This is a genomic window from Proteus myxofaciens ATCC 19692 (genome assembly GCF_001654855.1).
Taxonomy (GTDB): domain Bacteria; phylum Pseudomonadota; class Gammaproteobacteria; order Enterobacterales; family Enterobacteriaceae; genus Proteus; species Proteus myxofaciens.
Genome location: NZ_LXEN01000149.1, coordinates 1 through 16,768 on the forward strand (window position 1 = coordinate 1; position 16,768 = coordinate 16,768).

General features: G+C 38.2%; 17 protein-coding genes, 1 tRNA gene and 1 pseudogene. 9 read left to right on the plus strand and 10 right to left on the minus strand.

Features of this window, described 5'->3' with window-relative positions; translation table 11 throughout:
• Both M983_RS17435 and M983_RS18005 read left to right on the plus strand, forming a co-directional pair.
• On the plus strand, positions 1-185 hold a 185-nt coding region (locus tag M983_RS17435; RefSeq protein ID WP_210433252.1), incomplete at its 5' end, for a hypothetical protein.
• Positions 158-361, plus strand: coding sequence for a phage tail fiber protein (locus M983_RS18005; protein WP_483826422.1), 204 nt, complete (start codon positions 158-160; stop codon positions 359-361). The genes M983_RS17435 and M983_RS18005, both read left to right, overlap by 28 nt.
• A 145-nt stretch (positions 362-506) precedes the next feature.
• Here the strand turns inward: M983_RS18005 and M983_RS14650 are convergent, their stop codons facing one another.
• Both M983_RS14650 and M983_RS14655 read right to left on the minus strand, forming a co-directional pair.
• The gene (locus M983_RS14650; RefSeq protein WP_066752533.1) at positions 507-1,178 is read right to left on the minus strand and encodes a hypothetical protein; all 672 of its coding nucleotides are present in this window, start codon (positions 1,176-1,178) and stop codon (positions 507-509) included.
• Between the two features lie 1,203 nt (positions 1,179-2,381).
• Positions 2,382-3,254 carry a LysR family transcriptional regulator gene (locus tag M983_RS14655; RefSeq protein ID WP_066752536.1) on the minus strand — a complete coding sequence of 291 codons (873 nt, stop codon included), beginning with the start codon at positions 3,252-3,254 and terminating at the stop codon, positions 2,382-2,384.
• Positions 3,255-3,427: 173 nt separating this feature from the next.
• Here M983_RS14655 and M983_RS14660 point away from each other — a divergent pair, with 173 nt between their 5' ends.
• Positions 3,428-4,525, plus strand: coding sequence for an NADH:flavin oxidoreductase (locus M983_RS14660; RefSeq protein ID WP_066752539.1), 1,098 nt, complete (start codon positions 3,428-3,430; stop codon positions 4,523-4,525).
• 288 nt (positions 4,526-4,813) lie between these two features.
• Here the strand turns inward: M983_RS14660 and M983_RS14665 are convergent, their stop codons facing one another.
• Positions 4,814-5,812 (minus strand): zinc-dependent alcohol dehydrogenase family protein, encoded by a 999-nt coding sequence (locus M983_RS14665; RefSeq protein WP_066752541.1) that lies wholly within the window; start codon positions 5,810-5,812, stop codon positions 4,814-4,816.
• Positions 5,813-5,950: 138 nt separating this feature from the next.
• Here M983_RS14665 and M983_RS17935 point away from each other — a divergent pair.
• Positions 5,951-6,130 (plus strand): annotated as a pseudogene (locus M983_RS17935) (helix-turn-helix domain-containing protein); the annotation flags it as partial.
• Positions 6,131-6,193: 63 nt separating this feature from the next.
• Positions 6,194-6,850 carry a substrate binding domain-containing protein gene (locus tag M983_RS14670; RefSeq protein ID WP_245684051.1) on the plus strand — a complete coding sequence of 219 codons (657 nt, stop codon included), beginning with the start codon at positions 6,194-6,196 and terminating at the stop codon, positions 6,848-6,850.
• A gap of 154 nt (positions 6,851-7,004) precedes the next feature.
• Here M983_RS14670 and M983_RS14675 read toward each other — a convergent pair whose 3' ends face one another.
• The 5 genes from M983_RS14675 to M983_RS14695 all read right to left on the minus strand — a co-directional run bounded on the left by M983_RS14675 (position 7,005) and on the right by M983_RS14695 (position 10,315).
• Entirely contained in the window at positions 7,005-7,541 is a 537-nt protein-coding gene (locus M983_RS14675; RefSeq protein WP_066752543.1) for a P-loop nucleotide/nucleoside kinase family protein, read from the minus strand.
• A gap of 218 nt (positions 7,542-7,759) precedes the next feature.
• Positions 7,760-7,993 (minus strand): DNA polymerase III subunit theta, encoded by a 234-nt coding sequence (locus M983_RS14680; RefSeq protein ID WP_066752545.1) that lies wholly within the window; start codon positions 7,991-7,993, stop codon positions 7,760-7,762.
• Positions 7,994-8,159: 166 nt separating this feature from the next.
• Positions 8,160-8,236 (minus strand) — tRNA-Pro (locus tag M983_RS14685).
• 87 nt (positions 8,237-8,323) lie between these two features.
• Entirely contained in the window at positions 8,324-10,063 is a 1,740-nt protein-coding gene (gene yejM / locus M983_RS14690) for an LPS biosynthesis-modulating metalloenzyme YejM (RefSeq protein WP_066752547.1), read from the minus strand.
• 24 nt (positions 10,064-10,087) lie between these two features.
• Positions 10,088-10,315 carry a YejL family protein gene (locus M983_RS14695; RefSeq protein WP_066752550.1) on the minus strand — a complete coding sequence of 76 codons (228 nt, stop codon included), beginning with the start codon at positions 10,313-10,315 and terminating at the stop codon, positions 10,088-10,090.
• A gap of 163 nt (positions 10,316-10,478) precedes the next feature.
• Between M983_RS14695 and yejK the strand changes: the two genes are divergently transcribed.
• Complete coding sequence (yejK, locus tag M983_RS14700; protein WP_066752553.1) at positions 10,479-11,483, plus strand: nucleoid-associated protein YejK; 1,005 nt, start codon at positions 10,479-10,481, stop codon at positions 11,481-11,483.
• A gap of 83 nt (positions 11,484-11,566) precedes the next feature.
• Here yejK and rplY read toward each other — a convergent pair whose 3' ends face one another.
• Together rplY and radD are read right to left on the minus strand one after the other, a co-directional pair.
• Complete coding sequence (gene rplY, locus M983_RS14705) at positions 11,567-11,851, minus strand: 50S ribosomal protein L25 (RefSeq protein WP_066752556.1); 285 nt, start codon at positions 11,849-11,851, stop codon at positions 11,567-11,569.
• Between the two features lie 141 nt (positions 11,852-11,992).
• Positions 11,993-13,756 carry a DNA repair helicase RadD gene (gene radD / locus M983_RS14710; protein WP_066752559.1) on the minus strand — a complete coding sequence of 588 codons (1,764 nt, stop codon included), beginning with the start codon at positions 13,754-13,756 and terminating at the stop codon, positions 11,993-11,995.
• 194 nt (positions 13,757-13,950) lie between these two features.
• Between radD and rsuA the strand changes: the two genes are divergently transcribed.
• The 3 genes from rsuA to M983_RS14725 all read left to right on the plus strand — a co-directional run bounded on the left by rsuA (position 13,951) and on the right by M983_RS14725 (position 16,719).
• Positions 13,951-14,655, plus strand: coding sequence for a 16S rRNA pseudouridine(516) synthase RsuA (rsuA, locus tag M983_RS14715; RefSeq protein ID WP_066752562.1), 705 nt, complete (start codon positions 13,951-13,953; stop codon positions 14,653-14,655).
• 36 nt (positions 14,656-14,691) lie between these two features.
• On the plus strand, positions 14,692-15,876 hold the full coding sequence (locus M983_RS14720; protein ID WP_066752565.1) for a Bcr/CflA family multidrug efflux MFS transporter: 1,185 nt from the start codon (positions 14,692-14,694) through the stop codon (positions 15,874-15,876).
• A 495-nt stretch (positions 15,877-16,371) separates the two neighbouring features.
• Complete coding sequence (locus M983_RS14725; protein WP_066752568.1) at positions 16,372-16,719, plus strand: YejG family protein; 348 nt, start codon at positions 16,372-16,374, stop codon at positions 16,717-16,719.
• Positions 16,720-16,768: the final 49 nt, after the last annotated feature.

Consider the following 16,768-nt stretch of genomic DNA (forward strand, 5'->3'; position numbering starts at 1 on the left):
AGCCTTGTTATAGTGACATGAGTTCATATACGGCATGGATAAATTTATGGGGTTCAAGTAATACAACGGTAGACAGTAACGGATTTATTAAGCGAGCCTCTCCATTATCAACATCAGCCCTGATGGCACATATACCACTAATTTCGCGCGTAATGATATTGAGGGTTACAGCGACGGTGATTTAATCGATATCCCTGATGATCGTTTTATTTCCGTGCGTGTACAGATGCCAGAGCAATCAATCTATAACGTGAGAATGCGCGAGATGGAAGAAGTGCAGAAAGCGGAAGATGAACGCAGACAAAAAGAAGAAGATATGAAAGGGCAATTCGGGTTAAGTGAAAATGACGAATTATTTTGATAATCAGGATACCAATAAGATATCAGAAATTGCTTAAATCGGGGCCGTTTTTTAATGTGGACGATGGTTAGGATATAAGATAAAAGTGATTTAAGCTTTCTAACCATCAAGAGTAACAAATATATCTGATAGGGATAAAATTTAATTATAATTCATCATGTGATCCATTATTAATATCAGGATCTAGAGATAATGGTGGTATTGGATTTAGATTTGGAGCGGTAGAAAAAATTGAATTTGTTACTTCATTAGTCTGATTATATGCTCTATAAGTATAGGTTTGGTAATTTACAACAGAAATAACACCTGCTTCAATTAAAGATAAAGGAACAATAATTTCTGTAACTTCTTCGTAGAGAGGTCCTTGATAGAGGTATCCTGCATTTCCAAGAGATTGTATCAAAGGCTCATTTTCAGGAAGATTAATACCAATTACACTTAGAGCCATCCTTACAAGTTGCGCTTTTACGTCCTCAGTAATACTACCATCAGATAACTCCGCTCCTTCCATTCGAATAATTCCGTTAGGAATAATTCCATTATCACCCTGACTAAAATCAATGTAAACAGCATTAACATATGCAGTTCCACTACCATTTGTATCTTGTACTACATCTGTCAGATACCCTTGTGCAATATCTAACTCTGGTGCAACATAATACCCAGACCAATCAGTTATAGGTTGACCATTATTAGCATTTCCGGTGAAAACAACCATCTCACGTTGCATAGGTGAATTACTCGTAGCTTTATAGCCTAAAAAGATACTAGTGCCTTCTGCTTGATTCCACGTTTCTATTGTAGCTGTTATTGGCATGTTCCCTCCTAAATACATAAGAATAATTAAGTATAATGTATTAAAATAATGAGGAATTTTACTCTTGATACTTACAGTTTAGGAGTAAAAAATATACTCTGTAAAGCTAAGCCTGTTATTTATTGCCTAGTAATAAATGTACATTTTCCCCATTGATGATGCTTAAGTAATGATTAAAGTCTAGGTGGTTCTGTGTCAGATTTCCACTCAATGAATCATAAAGCCATCTTTGTGTAATAAATTTATTTATTATTTTCGTTATAAAGCGCTATTGTTTGATTGAACATAAAATGGTGAGTTCCATTGAAGAAAATTCTCACTCATCCCAGCTGACCATTTGGTCTTTGTCACAAAGGGGAGGTGAGAAATAATCAGGATGTGGTTGATAGCTATCTTAGATAGTTGAGCTTTCAAAAGTACCTTAAGTCAATAAATAATTTTCGATACTATTTATCTACAACATAGCAGATGATTACCGAACCTCAGTTACTGTATCGGTCAAAATTTAAGTAACATAGTGTTCAGATTTAATAATAATGGCAACTTCCGTTTCACTCTCAAGGTAAACTACTAAATTAGTCATATCCCATGAGAAGGTAATTATCTTAAATTTGAGCTAATAAATTAACCAACTATAGCGTACTCACCTTCAATAAAATCTTCTCCGTCATTTTCGTATTTCACAAGATGACATTTGCCAGGTAAACTATATCGACTAACGACACAGCGAACACCGTGAGAACTACTTGATCCTTGATGTTTGTTTTGTCTTCATTTGTAGCTGGACGCTTTTTCTAGAAAACCATCTTTTACTGTGCTATCTAACATGAGAATACGTGAAATGGAAGAAGCGCAGAAAGTAGAATAGGAACGTAGACAAAAAGAAGAGGTGATGAAAGCGCAATTCGGGTTAGGTGAAAATGATGTATTGTTATAGATATTAACTGTACTGGCTCAAAATTAGAACTTATGCTGTTATAGCATTGAACTATATATGAGTCAGTAGTCTGCTTTATGCCAGAAGCGGACGATGAGCCTAACTCGATGATATGAATTTGGATAAAGTGGGATAATCATCTATATAATGTCTCAAAATGTTAGAATGGTTCAACGTTATCTGGATTTTAATTAATACTTTTTGGTGTCGTTATCATGGGCGTTTAATACGTTTCACCCACCACCTCTTTTATATTCTATTTATGTTTAGCCTAAAGATGATTTCAGATTTTCTATAAATGCATTTACACGCATTGGAATATATTGGTTCGTGGGAAGTAAAGCCCAGATGGATAGATATTGAGGTAGGACATCTGACAAACTGACTTCCACAAGCTTTCCTTCAGCTATCTCTTTTTTTACATCCCATAAAGTTAGCTGTGCTAGTCCCATTCCTTGTATACAAAGTTCTCTGACACCTTCCACACTGCTAGAGCTAAAACGCCCGTCAACAGTCATACTGGTAATGTGCCCCAATGATTCAAACGACCACTGTATAACATTCGCCAATCGTAGACAGTTGTGAAAGGATAGATCGTGCAATACCTCTGGCGTACCAAATTTTCTGAGATAATCTGGAGAGGCGCAAACTATCCTTGGATTATCTGAAAGCTTTCGAGCAATCAAACTGGAATCGCGTAAGGGGGCCACGCGAATAGCTACATCGATACCTTGGCCAACGATATCAACAACGTCTTCAGTCAGTTGTAAATTAATACGTAAGCCCGGATTGTTATTGAGCAGTGACGGTACAAGGGGCAAAATATAGCGCTGGCCAAACCCCGATGGCGCAGTGACTCTCAGTAAACCTGATACTCCCTTTGTATCCGATGAAAATAATGACTTGGCTCCTTTTTCTGTTTCGATAAGTGATCGAGCGTAGGGCAAAAACTCAGAGCCTTCTTGCGTCAGTGAGACTGAACGCGTAGTTCTTTGCATTAAACGAGTTCCAAGTTCCTGCTCTAGACTGGTAAGCCGGCGAGAGACGGCCATTGGCGAAATATCTAATCGTCTAGCAGCTTGTGCCAGACTGTTTGTTTCTGTTATCACGAGGAATAGATGAACATCGTTCAGGTTCATATGATTTTCCTAATTTTCTGCTAAATAATAATTGGCTTGCAACAATGAAATGAATATCTTTATTGCCATTATAACGAATATCGATATACAAGCTTATCATCTTGATACATTTATGCTTTATTTTGCTTATATTATATTTACTCTTGAATTTAATTATTTATCAGGAGAAACTAGTGAGTTCATCATCTCTGTTTAACGAATACCATATTGGTAATCTTCTACTTAAGAATCGTCTACTTGTTGCCCCAATGACCCGCGTGACTGCTTCGGAGGATGGGGTTGCCAGTCCGCGAATGAAGGCTTACTACGAAGATTTTGCTCGGGGTGGATTTGCCTTAATTATGACTGAAGGTATCTATATCGACAAAGCTTGGTCTCAAACTTATGCTTTTCAAGCGGGACTGGCTAATCGCGAGCAGGCCACTGCATGGCATACTATCTCCGATGCTGTACATCAGCAGGGTGGGCTCATCTTTGCTCAGCTTCAACATTCAGGCGCGCTGTCACAGGGTAATTATTATCTAGACGGAACGGTTGCTCCCTCTGCTGTTCGTCCGGTTGGAAAACAGTTACCATTCTATCGAGGTGAAGGAGAATATCCTATTCCGCACGAACTGTCCGAGGAAGAAATTCAGATAATTATTGAGAATTTTGCTGAAGCCGCTTCCCGTGCTGTTTGTGAAGCCGGTTTTGATGGTATTGAGATTCACGGTGCCAATGGATATCTCCTGGATCAGTTTTTTACCGATTATACCAATCACCGAAAGGATAAATGGGGGGGAGATATCGCTGACCGTCTCAGCCTCAGCTTGGCAGTTATCAGTGCAGTGCGTAAGCGAGTAGGAAAAAAAGTGCCTGTAGGGATCCGTATATCTCAGGGTAAAGTTAATGATTTTTATCATAAATGGGAGAATGGGGAAGATGATGCACGCATCGTTTTCTCGATGCTTGCTGAATCAGGTGTAGATTTTATCCATCTGACCGAATATGAGGCTTGGAAGCCTGCATTTGAGGGGAACCCACAGTCTCTGGTTGCCCTAGCCAGAAAATATGCGCCAGAGATGACTATTATTGCCAATGGTAGCCTTCATGATGTCAGTCGTGCTGAAGCCATTATACATTCTGGTGCTGATCTTATCTCTTTAGGGCGAGGGGCTCTTGCTAACCATGACTGGCCGAAGCGAGTCTGTAAAGGCTTGGACACCCAGGAATTTGACAGTTCTATTTTGGGCCCGATTGCTGACATTAAGGATTCAGAAATACTGGCATGAAGAGTGAATGGACATGCTGAAGGATTTTAGAAAAGAAAACTATATCTAGCCAGAAACATTTGTCAGTTTAAATTGTTTATTTAATAAAAAGGAGCCAGTCAGGCTCCTTTAGTCATGGTTGTCTATCTGTACAGCAGAATAATATTAGCGTTGATAGAGAATGTATCAAGGTATTCAATTGCATAATATTAGATCCGCTGAGTTTATAAAAAGATCAAACTCAGAATATGTTTTCCTCTGAAAGATTGTAGAAATTAGATAGACCTTAATTTTTACGAAATGAACTGATCAGTCTACGTCAATGACAATTTTGATAGCAGCACTAGTGTCTTCAACGGTTTTATGTGCTTCTAGAGCTGTATCGAGAGTAAAGTGACGCGCATCGACTACGGGTTTAATTTTTCCATCTTCGATAAAGCGGGTGAGCATGGTCAGAACTTCTCCGTGATGGGCGCGTTTTTCACCTGACAGCATCCGCAATAGCACAAAAACGGCAGAAAGTGTGGCACTTCTCAGGGATGAGGTAGTGATATCGTATTCACCAAAGGCACCACAGCTAGTGATATGCCCATAGTGCCTGACTGCGCCCAGAACTGAAGATAGCGCATCACCGCCAACGGTGTCGTAGATAATATCAAAACCTTTACCGTCTGTGTGCTCTTCAACATATTGTTCAACTGTCTGTTCACGATAGTTAATAGGCGTTGCACCTAACTGACGTACCAGATCACATTTTTCTCCTGAAGCAGTAGCATAAACATTGGCACCGAAGGCACGGGCCAGCTGAATAACCATATGACCCACTCCACCAGCACCTCCGTTGACCAGAACTCGATCGCCTTCACGAACATCAGCATGATCAACAAGCCCTTCCCAGGCAGTCAGGAAAACAAGTGGCAGTGCAGCTGCTTCACGCATGGTCAGATTTGTAGGTTTAATGGCAATCAGTTTTTCATCGACCGCTGCAAATTGTGCCAAAGAGCCCTGCAAGCCACGAACCCCACCAGTCAATCCATAGACTTCATCACCCGATTTGAATGCTGTAACTCCTTCACCTGTACTGATCACGATGCCAGCCATATCTGTACCTAGAATTGCCGGAAGCTCAGGCATGGCGTAAGGTGCCACTGCGGTTCTAATTTTAGTATCAATGGGATTTACACCGCTAGCTTTGATACGAACAAGAACCTGGCCAGGGCCTATGACAGGTCGCTGAATCTCAGTTTTCCTAAACGTCTGAACTTCATAGCTTTCAAGTAATAGCGCCGTCATTTTTGACTCTAACATAATATTTATCTCTTTGTTATTTACTGTTAAGAAAGGTTAGCAATGTATTTTGAAGATGAAAATGAAACTATGAGGATTTTAAAATTCCATTAAATGGAATAATATTATTGGATTTTTTGCTTTGCGGAAAAATGAATGATGCTAAACCAATTTGAATTGATAAAAATATTTTGTGCCACAGCTGAATCCCGAAGCTTCAGAGAGGCTGCTACCTTACTCGGAAAATCGCCACAATCCATCACACGCGCAATTAAAAAGCTAGAAGAACTTCGAGGGGAGATACTCTTCTACCGGAGCACTCGGAATATTCAAATAACACAAGAAGGAGAAGCTCTTGCACAGGAAGCTGGCACGCTTTTGAAGAGTATAGAACACCTCGTAATGTGTAAAAATCAGTCAGATGAATCACGTGTTTCAGGCCACATAAGCCTGACAATGCCTGCGTCATTCGGACGTCGCTGTGTCGTACCCGCGCTGAATATATTTCGTCAACTTTATCCTGATATCACGGTAACCTGCATTTTGACAGATTCTCATAGTGATGTCGTTGACGAAAAAATTGATATAGGTCTACGGACTGGGTTTTTAAGAGATAATCGTTTTGTTGCAAGGAAAATAAGAGATGTCAGGTTCTATATACTCGGTACGCCAGAACTGATTAATCGCACGGGAAGGCCGGTTGAGATTGCACATCTTAATCAAATGCCGGTCGTGGCACTACTCGATAACTGTTCTGGGCGCTTTTGGCCATGGACGTTTGATAACGAAAAACCGTTTATACCTGTATCACCTCGTTTCGTAACAGACGATCTTGATGTGTATTGTGATGTAGTGATTAATAGCGCGGGATTTGGTCAACTTGCTGATTATCTGGCTCTTCCTTTGATAAAAAAAGGGCTAGCACTTCCAGTAATGCAGGAGAAAAACCCCTCCACATGGGGACTTTATATCTATCGTCCCCAGAGAGGTCCTGTACCATCACGAATTCGTCTATTATTTGATTATCTTGTAGAAACATTACAGGTAGAAAATTTATGAAAAATGAGGAAATGGGATACTAATGATTAGCTGTAAAATGACTGGGCAAAATTGATGGTTAGACTTCTCGGTTACATTATTGATGTCAGCTCTTTACTCAAATCAGCCTCTTGAGTTTTGTTTACAGGTAGTTTAGTGCTAGAAGCGGACGTTACTAACTCCCTCCGTTTAAGGACTTTTCAAGTGGCGGGCATTGGGAAAGAACGTCAATGATCCACGAGACACATTCATCACGGGATAAACTGTATGAGTCTAAAATAAGGTGTTCTCTGTTCCATGGTTCATAATCTAATTCTGTGACACGCTTCCAGTCAGGCAAGGTTAATCCCTCGACTTCAGACACTCTGGTTTCAACTCGTTTACGATGCTCAATGATATCGGAACATATGATCTCAATTTCTAAAAAACCAGTTCTTGTGGATAAAGCTATTGCTCGATAGGCATCACGGGTTAACGCCAATGGATTCACTGAGTCAGCAACTACTGTTGCCCCTAATTGCAGGTTCTCCTTGGCAAGTGAGTAAGCGACAAAATAACCAGCAGGCCCCATTTCTCGATTATCTTCATCGGCTTTGCGTATGGCTTGCTCAATCGTGTCGATTCGCAAGTAAAGAGCATTTAATTGCTTTGCCAAAGCCTGAGCGATAGTGCTTTTCCCGCTTCCAGGCAAACCACTGAAGATGATTAGCATAACCTGTCCTTTAAATAATGAAATCTAACAGTATTGAAATACTTTGGATCCTGAATTATTGGGTTTCCTGAGCCTATTATGACAAGCGATATGACAAGAGTCGAAGAGTATTACTGTTCGTGTTAATACTTGGCGTGTCCGCACATCGCTCAAAGTGGACTGCTAAATTAGTTATATCCCATGAGAAGGTAGTTATCTTAAATTTGAGCTAATACTAATCACTCTGCCTTCAAATACTGCACCGAATTTGCATCAGGCAACTTCTTACTTCTCTCTCGATAAAACGCTAATCGTTCATTAAAGTACGCTCTCAAATATTCTGGCTGTTGTCTTTCTATTTCTATGACAACAACCGGCATGTTGAGGCGTTCTTTATATGCAATATCACTTGCTGATAGATCAACGTTAATCTTGTCTTTTTCTTCTTGCGTCAGTTCAGCGAGGTTGTTCATTTTATAAGTTTTATTAATGAATTTGAAGTGAATTATAGCATAGAAATAGGACGAAACTGAGCTTTAACAGGGGTAAATCTGATGGGAGTTTTACACCAGTTTTACACCACACAAATTTCAGGCACAAAAAAACCAACCATAAGTGGTTGGTTTTCTTAAATATTGTTGGTCGGCATGATAGGATTTGAACCTACGACCCCCGACACCCCATGACGGTGCGCTACCAGGCTGCGCTACATGCCGTTTATGCATCGTATATTACTGTTTTTCGCTACTAAAGCAACCCTTTTAGGCCTCAAGTGTTCTATTTTTGTACATTCCTATCAAGCACTAACGCTCAATAAAACGTTTTTGTTCTGCGAAAATCTGTAAAAGTAATTTTAAGTCAGGTTTTGCTGCATCTATCTCTTTACCAGATTTATCAAATAACGCATATCTTCCGTGTTTATCTATCAGCAAGGTATTATCTTGCAAAAAGACGATAAAAGTATCGTTATCACCAGTGAAAATCCAAGGGTGTCTACGATTATTAGCAAATAGGTCTTCACCTTGAGAATAGCTATCAGCAGGGCTAGTAACATGCAACACTCGTTGCATTAATGTTGTCATGATATCTTGATGACTTGTCATTTTATCAATCACTTGTGGTGCCATATTTGGCCAGTGAATAATAAGAGGGACCTCTGATTGATCTAAATTAAAGGTCTTTTTATCAAGCAACCATTGATTATTTTTGCTATCTGTATTTTCTTGATGATAGCTTGACGTAACAACAACAACAGTATTATCCAGTAAATTAGATTCTTTCAACGTATTGAAAATAGTTTCTAACTGGGCATTTAATTGTGCCCGTTCTGGTGCTTTATTAGGCTCTGCATTGATTTGTAAGAATGAGAACCAAGGCATTGATGCTTGATTATTTTTGAGTAACCAATTGCGCCAATTAGTTATAGTTGCTTCATTACTATCACGAAGGGATGTTGACACTGAAAAATCAGACAACACTGCCTGTTTAAATAATGGGCTTTGAAAGCCATTGACTGAAAATAATGCTAATTGATAATTACGATAACTTAGTGCATCAAAAAGCGCAGAGTTCTTTCTGCTGCTTAATACGCTATCTAAATATGAAGGTGATATACCGTAAAATAAGCCAAATAAAGCCGCATCATTATTAATACCAGAAGAATAATGATGAGAAAAGCTGACATTATTATTAGCAAATTGCTGCAAGCTTGGAAGGTCTTGCATTGCTTCATTACCTAACCCATCAACAACGATCATCAGTAAATTATAAGATGATGCCTCTTTATAATAACTTAACGGTGAAAGAGGGTAAGTTATACTTTGTGCTGTTGGATTACCTTCACGAAGCACACGTTGTTCGTATTCAGATTCATTAATAAAACCATGACGCTCTAAAAATTTACGTGCTGTCATTGGATAGGATAGCGGTAAATTGGCTCGTTGCATGGTAATAGGGCGATAGAAATTAGCATCAGCCCATATCGACATGGAATGTGAAAGTATAAAGCAGGTAATAAATACACTCGCTAAAGGTTTACCCCAGCGTTGACGATTTAAACTGCGTAATTTTTGCCAACTCCATGTAGCAAAAAGCATCTCAATGAGGAATATAATGGGAATACAAATAAAGATAAGTTGCCATTCTCTTGCCATTTCCCCTTCTACAGGATTAATAACTAAATCCCAAACTAATTGTGTTAAATGCAACTGAAATTGCTGATAAACAGCAAGATCAAAAATCAGGATAGTCAATCCAGCACTTGCTAACACGCAGGAAATAACGCGTAAAAGTCTCTGAGAGACGATAACAAAGGTAAGAGGGAATAAAATAAGAATATAGATAGCAAAGACAATAAAACTAAAATGTCCCATCCAACTTACAATGGCATAAAGACGACCGGTAAATGTGCCCGGCCAATCAGAGATAAACAGGTAACGACTTCCAAGCAATAGGCTTAGAATAATATTAAATAGCGCGAACCAATGCCCCCAACTTATCATTTGGGAGACTTTTTCGCGATAGGATTGAGGTTTCGTTACCATGTCTATAAATAATTTTCTATGTAATTAGTGAATATTACCTTCATCTATTGAAGCACGTAATGCTTGAACAAATGAATCTGCAATGAGCATTCGTTGGGCTGGTGCAATACTTGTATTTACTAAGTTTGTAACCAAATTTCCCAACACCATCAAAGAAAGATCTGTAGGAGTATGATGTTTTTCAAGAACGCTGACAAGTTCTGCTAGTAATTGCTCAACTTGTTCATCACTATAACGGGATTTTTGTGGCATAAAATCTAAATTCCTACTAAAGGGGTAAAACGCTATATGTTACCGCAAGGCAAGCGACTTTTCTGCTATTAAATTAATTAATTTTATAATCAATCTTACTTGATACTCCTAGTCGAGAGTGTTTGAATACGCGCACAAGAGATAAGGGAAAAAGAGGACATCCATGAGTCTAGATATTAGCCAATTAGTCTTACATCAATTAATTAAGCGTGATGAGCAGACATTAGAAGTCGTACTCCGCGATTCTGTTCTAGAAATTGAACCCGTTGTTCAAGAAATGATTGAAGAATTACACCGTGTTTATAGTGCAAAAAATAAAGCATATGGGTTGTTTAATGAAGAAAGTGAACTAGCCCAAGCATTACGTTTACAGCGTAAAGGTGACGAAGATTTTTTAGGATTTTCACGTGCAGCCACGGTTAGACTAAAAGATGAATTAGCAAAATATCCTTTTGCTGAGGGTGGTACGGTACTTTTTTGTCATTATCGCTATCTTGCGGTTGATTATCTTTTAATTGCTGTACTCAGTAGTTGCAATAGTATGTTAGTCAACGATAGCCTTGATATTTCTTCAACGCGTTATTTAGATATACCTCATGCAGATATTATTGCTCGTGTCGATTTAACTCAGTGGGAAACGGAGCCTGATTCACTACGCTATTTAACCTTTTTAAAAGGGCGAGTAGGGCGCAAAGTTTCTGACTTTTTTATGGATTTTTTAGGTGCACAAGAGGGATTAAATACTAAAGTGCAAAATAAAGGCTTATTACAAGCCGTAGATGATTTTTGTGAAGCATCAGAGATGAATAAGCAAGAGCGACAAACTTGTCGTGAACAAGTCTACAGCTATTGTAATGAGCAGTTACAATCAGGTGAAGAAATCGCGCTTAATCAATTAGCGGAAGAATTACCGCCTATTGGTGATCAGAATTTTGCGCAGTTTACAGAAGAAAAAGGATATGAACTGGCAGAAAGTTTTCCTGCTGATCGCAGTACATTACGTCAATTGATGAAATATGCAGGTAGTGGTGGTGGATTAACAATCAATTTTGATGCGAAATTACTCGGGGAGAGAATTTTTTGGGATCCTGCAACTGATACCTTGACGATTAAAGGTACTCCACCGAATCTGCGTGATCAATTACAGCGTAGAGCGTCAGAAAAATAATTAACACTTAGAAACAAATAACGCCACAAAAGTGGCGTTACATGCTCGGCGTCCCGAATAAAGCTCGAATGGTGGCTTATTAATTAAGCGCGCAGGAAGTCAATATGAGTAATTTTTGGTTTATACTCATGACGTTGCACTGCTTTAACTTTAACTTTAGTTTCTTTACCATCGATAACCAGGTTAATGAAATCAGCGTAGAACTCAGATTTGTGTTCTTGGTTGATAACTTCATTGTGGTCTAAATCGATAGATACTGGCGCTTCGCTTCCGCCATAAACGATAGCAGGAAAACGGTTAGCGATACGCAGGCGGCGGCTCGCACCCTTACCCTGCTCTTTACGTACTTTTGCATTAATAGTTAACATCTTTTTTCTCTTATAAAAAAGAAAATACATTACCTGTTACAGGCGACCCAGCAACAGGCTCGAGATTTGGTTTATCTAAAAATAGATAAAGCGGGGCGCATTTTAACGAAAAAGCGACAAAACAGCAAATATAAATCCGGATTAATACAAGGTATCCGCTTTACGATAGCGTCCGTTATAGTCAAAGATTTTATTTCTTATCTGCCAAAAGTGGGCTTTTTTATCTTTATGGGCGACAATAAAATCAGGGTGGCGAAATAAATTAAATTGTCGAATAACATCGTTAGCATTTTGCCAATGAAAAGGTACACCAGGCGCTCGTTGATGTTCACGAACAAACTTTAACTCAAAAATTTTGCGCTGAGCAGGAGTAGTTAAGCGAAAACGTTCTGAAACAGAGGTACCTTCTTCATCATAATAGTTAATTTTTAGCCACTCTCCTTTATCATCTTTTCCTTGCGAAAATTCCATACCACCGCAACGTAATACCAAGGCACCTTTTAGTTTTAATGCAGCTTTAAGCATATCGTCAGGATCAACTAATATTTCATCACAATGAATGCAACGTCGTGCTGCTATATCATTTTCTTCATTACAATGTGGGCAAAGTTTAAAGCGAAAGCGAAAATCACACTGTTTTTTTTGTCCATTTTCATCAAGATCCCAACTTTGGCAACGACGCCCATAATGTTCAATAATATGTTCATTTTCATCACTAATTCCCCAAAATGTATTGGCAAATTGGCAAATAGGACAAAAAACTTGTACAGGTTTGCTTTTAGGATTGGGTTTTTTACTGCCAACTTCAGGAAGATAAAGATCGTGAGGGTTTCCGGCATAATCCAAAATCAAGCATTCTGTTTTTCCTGGGTATAACCTTAATCCTCGGCCGATAATTTGCTGATAAAGGCTTACTGATTCTGTTGGTCTTAATATTGCAATTAAATCAACGTGAGGCGCATCAAATCCTGTCGTTAATACAGCTACATTCACCATATAGCGCAATTTTTGTTGCTTAAACTGTAAAATAAGTGCATCTCTTTCCTGAGAAGGTGTTTCTGCACTGACTAAAGCGGCTTGATGAGATGGAAGTAATGTCAGTATTTCTTTGGCATGCTCAACAGTTGCCGCAAATATCATGACTCCACGACATTGTTCACTATATTCGATAATTTGTGAGACGATGTGTGGCGTTATTCTTTTTTGTTTTTTTATTTCATAGCTAAGAGATTCTTGATTAAAAAGACCATCTTGGCTCACTTTGACTTGGCTAAAGTCATATTGCAAAATAGGCATATCTAATCGAGTTGGTGGTACTAAAAAGTGATGACTTATCATATAGCGTAAAGGTAATTCATAAATACAGTCACGAAAAAAGCAATTTTCATCACCTTTTATCATACCATGATAATGGTATTGATAAATCCAACCTGTTGGTAAACGATAAGGTGTGGCTGTTAATCCTAAAATACGTAGTTGAGGATTTAAGGATTGAAGTTGTTTAATGACTTGTTGATATTGGCTATCTTTAGATAAGCTTATACGATGGCACTCATCAATAATTAGTAAAGAAAATTGTTGATTAAATTCTGACAAGTTTCTTGCAACAGATTGTACACTGCCAAAAACGACCTTCCCTTGACTTTCTTTTTGTTGTAATCCCGCAGCATAGATATCCGCAGATAGACCGTAGGTTTCATATTTGCTATGGTTTTGTTCTACTAATTCTTTTACGTGTGCTAGCACCAATACTCTTCCACGAGCTCTTTTGGCAAGCTCTGCAATCACTAAGCTTTTTCCTGCACCGGTTGGTAATACAATAAGAGCTGGGGTATGGTGTTGCCGAAAATGGCGGATTGTCGCGTTTACCGCGTCGAGTTGATAAGGTCTAAGTGTAAAAGCCATAACTCTCTACAAGAAGTCAAACAAGGCAATAAGCGTAGCATTTTTTTATGATAAGCGCGAACAGCAACCACGTGATAAATCTAATATAAGAACGAATAGTTCATATGTTGATTAATTAGTTGTTTTATTGTGAAGATTCATTTTTAATAGATACCTCATATCAGATGGTATTCTTCCATTTTTCAGAGAAATTCATGCGATTAGATAAATTTTTATCCCAGCAATTAGAGATTAGCCGTAACTTAGTCTCCCGTGAGCTACGTGCAGGGCTTGTTACTATTGATGGTGAAATAGTTAAAAGCGGTTCAACGAAAATCACTCCAGAGCAAGAAGTTGCCTATGATGGCAACGTATTAACTCAAATTTTAGGTCCTCGTTATTTTATGTTGAATAAGCCAGTAGGGTATGTTTGCTCTACTGATGATCCAATTAATCCAACAATCGTCTATTTTATCGAGGAACCTTTAGCGCATAAATTACATGCGGCAGGGCGTTTAGATATTGATACAACAGGACTTGTTTTATTAACGGATAATGGTCAGTGGTCTCATCGTATTACTACACCAAAACACCATTGTGAAAAAACCTATTTAGTCACATTAGAAGAGCCTATTGCTGATGATGTGGCACTTAAATTTGAAAAAGGTGTGCAGCTCAATGGTGAAAAAGACCTAACAAAACCTGCAAAATTAGAAATTATTACCCCAACTGAAGTGAAATTAACGATTAGTGAGGGTAAGTACCATCAAGTCAAACGTATGTTTGCGGCAGTTGGGAATCATGTTAGTGCGTTACATCGAGAAAGTATCGGTGAGATAACATTAGATGAAAGCCTAGGTGAAGGTGAATATCGACCACTAACAGAAGAAGAGATTAACAGCATTCATATACCTCAATAATTATTAATATATTGTCTTTTTCTGGAGTTTAACTGCGTGCAACAACAACGTTCGTCATACCTTAGTCTCATTTTAATTTTGGGACTTATTTCTATGCTTATGCCATTAGCTATAGATATGTATTTACCTAGCTTACCTCGTATTGCTGAAGATTTTGGCGTGCCTGGTGGGCAAGTGCAAATGACATTAAGTATCTATATTTTGGGGTTTGCTATTGGGCAAATGGTCTATGGACCTATGGCTGATAGTTTAGGGCGTAAGCCTGTTATATTGGGCGGTGTTATTGTTTTTGCTTTTGCCTCTGCGGCATGTGCATTATCTGAATCTATTAATATGCTCATTGGCATGCGTTTTTTGCATGGTTTTGCGGCCGCGGCTGCGAGTGTGGTTATTAATGCATTAATGAGAGATATGTTTTCCAGAGATGAATTCTCTAGAAGTATGTCATTTGTCTCTCTAGTCATGACCATTGCACCACTATTAGCGCCATTATTGGGTGCTTTGGTTATGAAGTGGTTTTCATGGCATGCTATATTTTGGAGTATAGCGATAGCCGCAATTATTGCAGCCACACTCAGTGCGTTATATATCACAGAAACTTTACCTAAAGAGCGTCGCCAGCGTTTTAGTTTGCGTGTTACATTTGGGCAATTTATCAGCCTATTCAGAGCACAACGTGTCCTATGTTATATATTAGCATCTGGTTTTTCTTTTGCAGGCATGTTTTCTTTTTTAAGTGCTGGCCCTTTTGTTTATATTGAACTTAACGGTGTGCCTTTTGATCAATTTGGCCTGTATTTTGGTTTTAATATTATTTTCTTAATTATTATGACCAGCATTAATGGGCGATATGTGCGTAAATTTGGCGCATTGAATATGCTACGTTTTGGCTTAACGGTTCAATTTTTAATGGGACTGTTTTTATTGCTAGTGGCTGCTTTTAACTTACCGTTCTATTGTCTTGTCGTTGGTGTAGCGATGTATGTAGGCGGAATTGCCATGATAACGTCTAATGCCATGGCTGTTGTTCTTGATGATTATCCACATATGGCAGGAACTGTTTCATCACTTGCAGGCACAATCCGTTTTGGTGTAGCGGCATTAGTTGGAACAGTCATCGCGTTGTTACCCGCCAAATCAGAGTGGCCAATGGTAAGTTCTATGGCATTTTGTGTTATTTGTGCAATGGGCTTCATTCTTCTTGCTCGTCGGTTTAAATAACGACAATACGCTATATTTACTCAGTATTTATAGCGTATCTCCCCTAAATCTGTCTTTTTTCCTCTATAAAAGCATATTTTTTACTCATATTTATGGTTTATTGAATAAAATTACACAATTATTTTGATGTATATCAATACATAATGTTGTTTTTTTGTTAAATTAAATGGGGTTAAATTTAATCATTTCGAGTAGATGTTCTATGTTTATAATGTTTTTTCAATAAAAGTGAGAGATTGTTTTACTTTTACATGTAATATTTTATGCAATTATTTTATTTAGTTGATAAAATGTTAAATAAATGAAAGAATAATTGAGTTGTTAATCAGTATGAAAATGAATTTATACACATTCTACTGTGATACAAATAACTCGCTATACATATAGGTATCTAGTGAGTAACAATTTTTGATATGGCAAATGGGCAAGGCTCAATGCCTTATCAATAACGGTCTATAGAGAGTAATTGACGTGTTGATAAAACAGGATTGATTTGTGGATAATGTACAACTTTCAGTAGTTCACAAGTTACCGTTGAGTTATCGGTGGCTGGCTGGTTTTACAGGAACAAAAGTAGAAATACTGCCTGAAAATGAGGCTGGAAAGCAAAATACGTTAATTGGATTAAAATTACTCAGTCATGATGGCATGAGTTTAAATGAAGCAATTGAAAATCTACGTCGATATCTTAGTAACCTTAATATTGAAGGCAATATAATAGAGTGGGATGGTACTCCTTGTCTATTTTTACTAAGCGATGATGAAAGCGCTGCATTATGTTGTTTAAAAAATGCAGGCGTAGCGATTGCTGAGCCTTTTCCTTCTCATTATTCTTATTTATAGTGCTTCAACTTTTTATTAGTCTTTTTATTAGTATTTATAATTAAGGTAT

What these genes read in the sequence shown, in the direction of transcription:
- M983_RS14670 (WP_245684051.1), top strand. Translation starts at nt 6,194, where the DNA reads ATGTGTAAAAATCAGTCAGATGAATCACGTGTTTCAGGCCACATAAGC.
- radD (WP_066752559.1), bottom strand. Translation starts at nt 13,756, where the DNA reads ATGGCTTTTACACTTAGACCTTATCAACTCGACGCGGTAAACGCGACA.
- M983_RS14680 (WP_066752545.1), bottom strand. Translation starts at nt 7,993, where the DNA reads ATGAACAACCTCGCTGAACTGACGCAAGAAGAAAAAGACAAGATTAAC.
- rsuA (WP_066752562.1), top strand. Translation starts at nt 13,951, where the DNA reads ATGCGATTAGATAAATTTTTATCCCAGCAATTAGAGATTAGCCGTAAC.
- rplY (WP_066752556.1), bottom strand. Translation starts at nt 11,851, where the DNA reads ATGTTAACTATTAATGCAAAAGTACGTAAAGAGCAGGGTAAGGGTGCG.
- yejK (WP_066752553.1), top strand. Translation starts at nt 10,479, where the DNA reads ATGAGTCTAGATATTAGCCAATTAGTCTTACATCAATTAATTAAGCGT.
- M983_RS14650 (WP_066752533.1), bottom strand. Translation starts at nt 1,178, where the DNA reads ATGCCAATAACAGCTACAATAGAAACGTGGAATCAAGCAGAAGGCACT.
- yejM (WP_066752547.1), bottom strand. Translation starts at nt 10,063, where the DNA reads ATGGTAACGAAACCTCAATCCTATCGCGAAAAAGTCTCCCAAATGATA.
- M983_RS14665 (WP_066752541.1), bottom strand. Translation starts at nt 5,812, where the DNA reads ATGTTAGAGTCAAAAATGACGGCGCTATTACTTGAAAGCTATGAAGTT.
- M983_RS14695 (WP_066752550.1), bottom strand. Translation starts at nt 10,315, where the DNA reads ATGCCACAAAAATCCCGTTATAGTGATGAACAAGTTGAGCAATTACTA.
- M983_RS14675 (WP_066752543.1), bottom strand. Translation starts at nt 7,541, where the DNA reads ATGCTAATCATCTTCAGTGGTTTGCCTGGAAGCGGGAAAAGCACTATC.
- M983_RS14655 (WP_066752536.1), bottom strand. Translation starts at nt 3,254, where the DNA reads ATGAACCTGAACGATGTTCATCTATTCCTCGTGATAACAGAAACAAAC.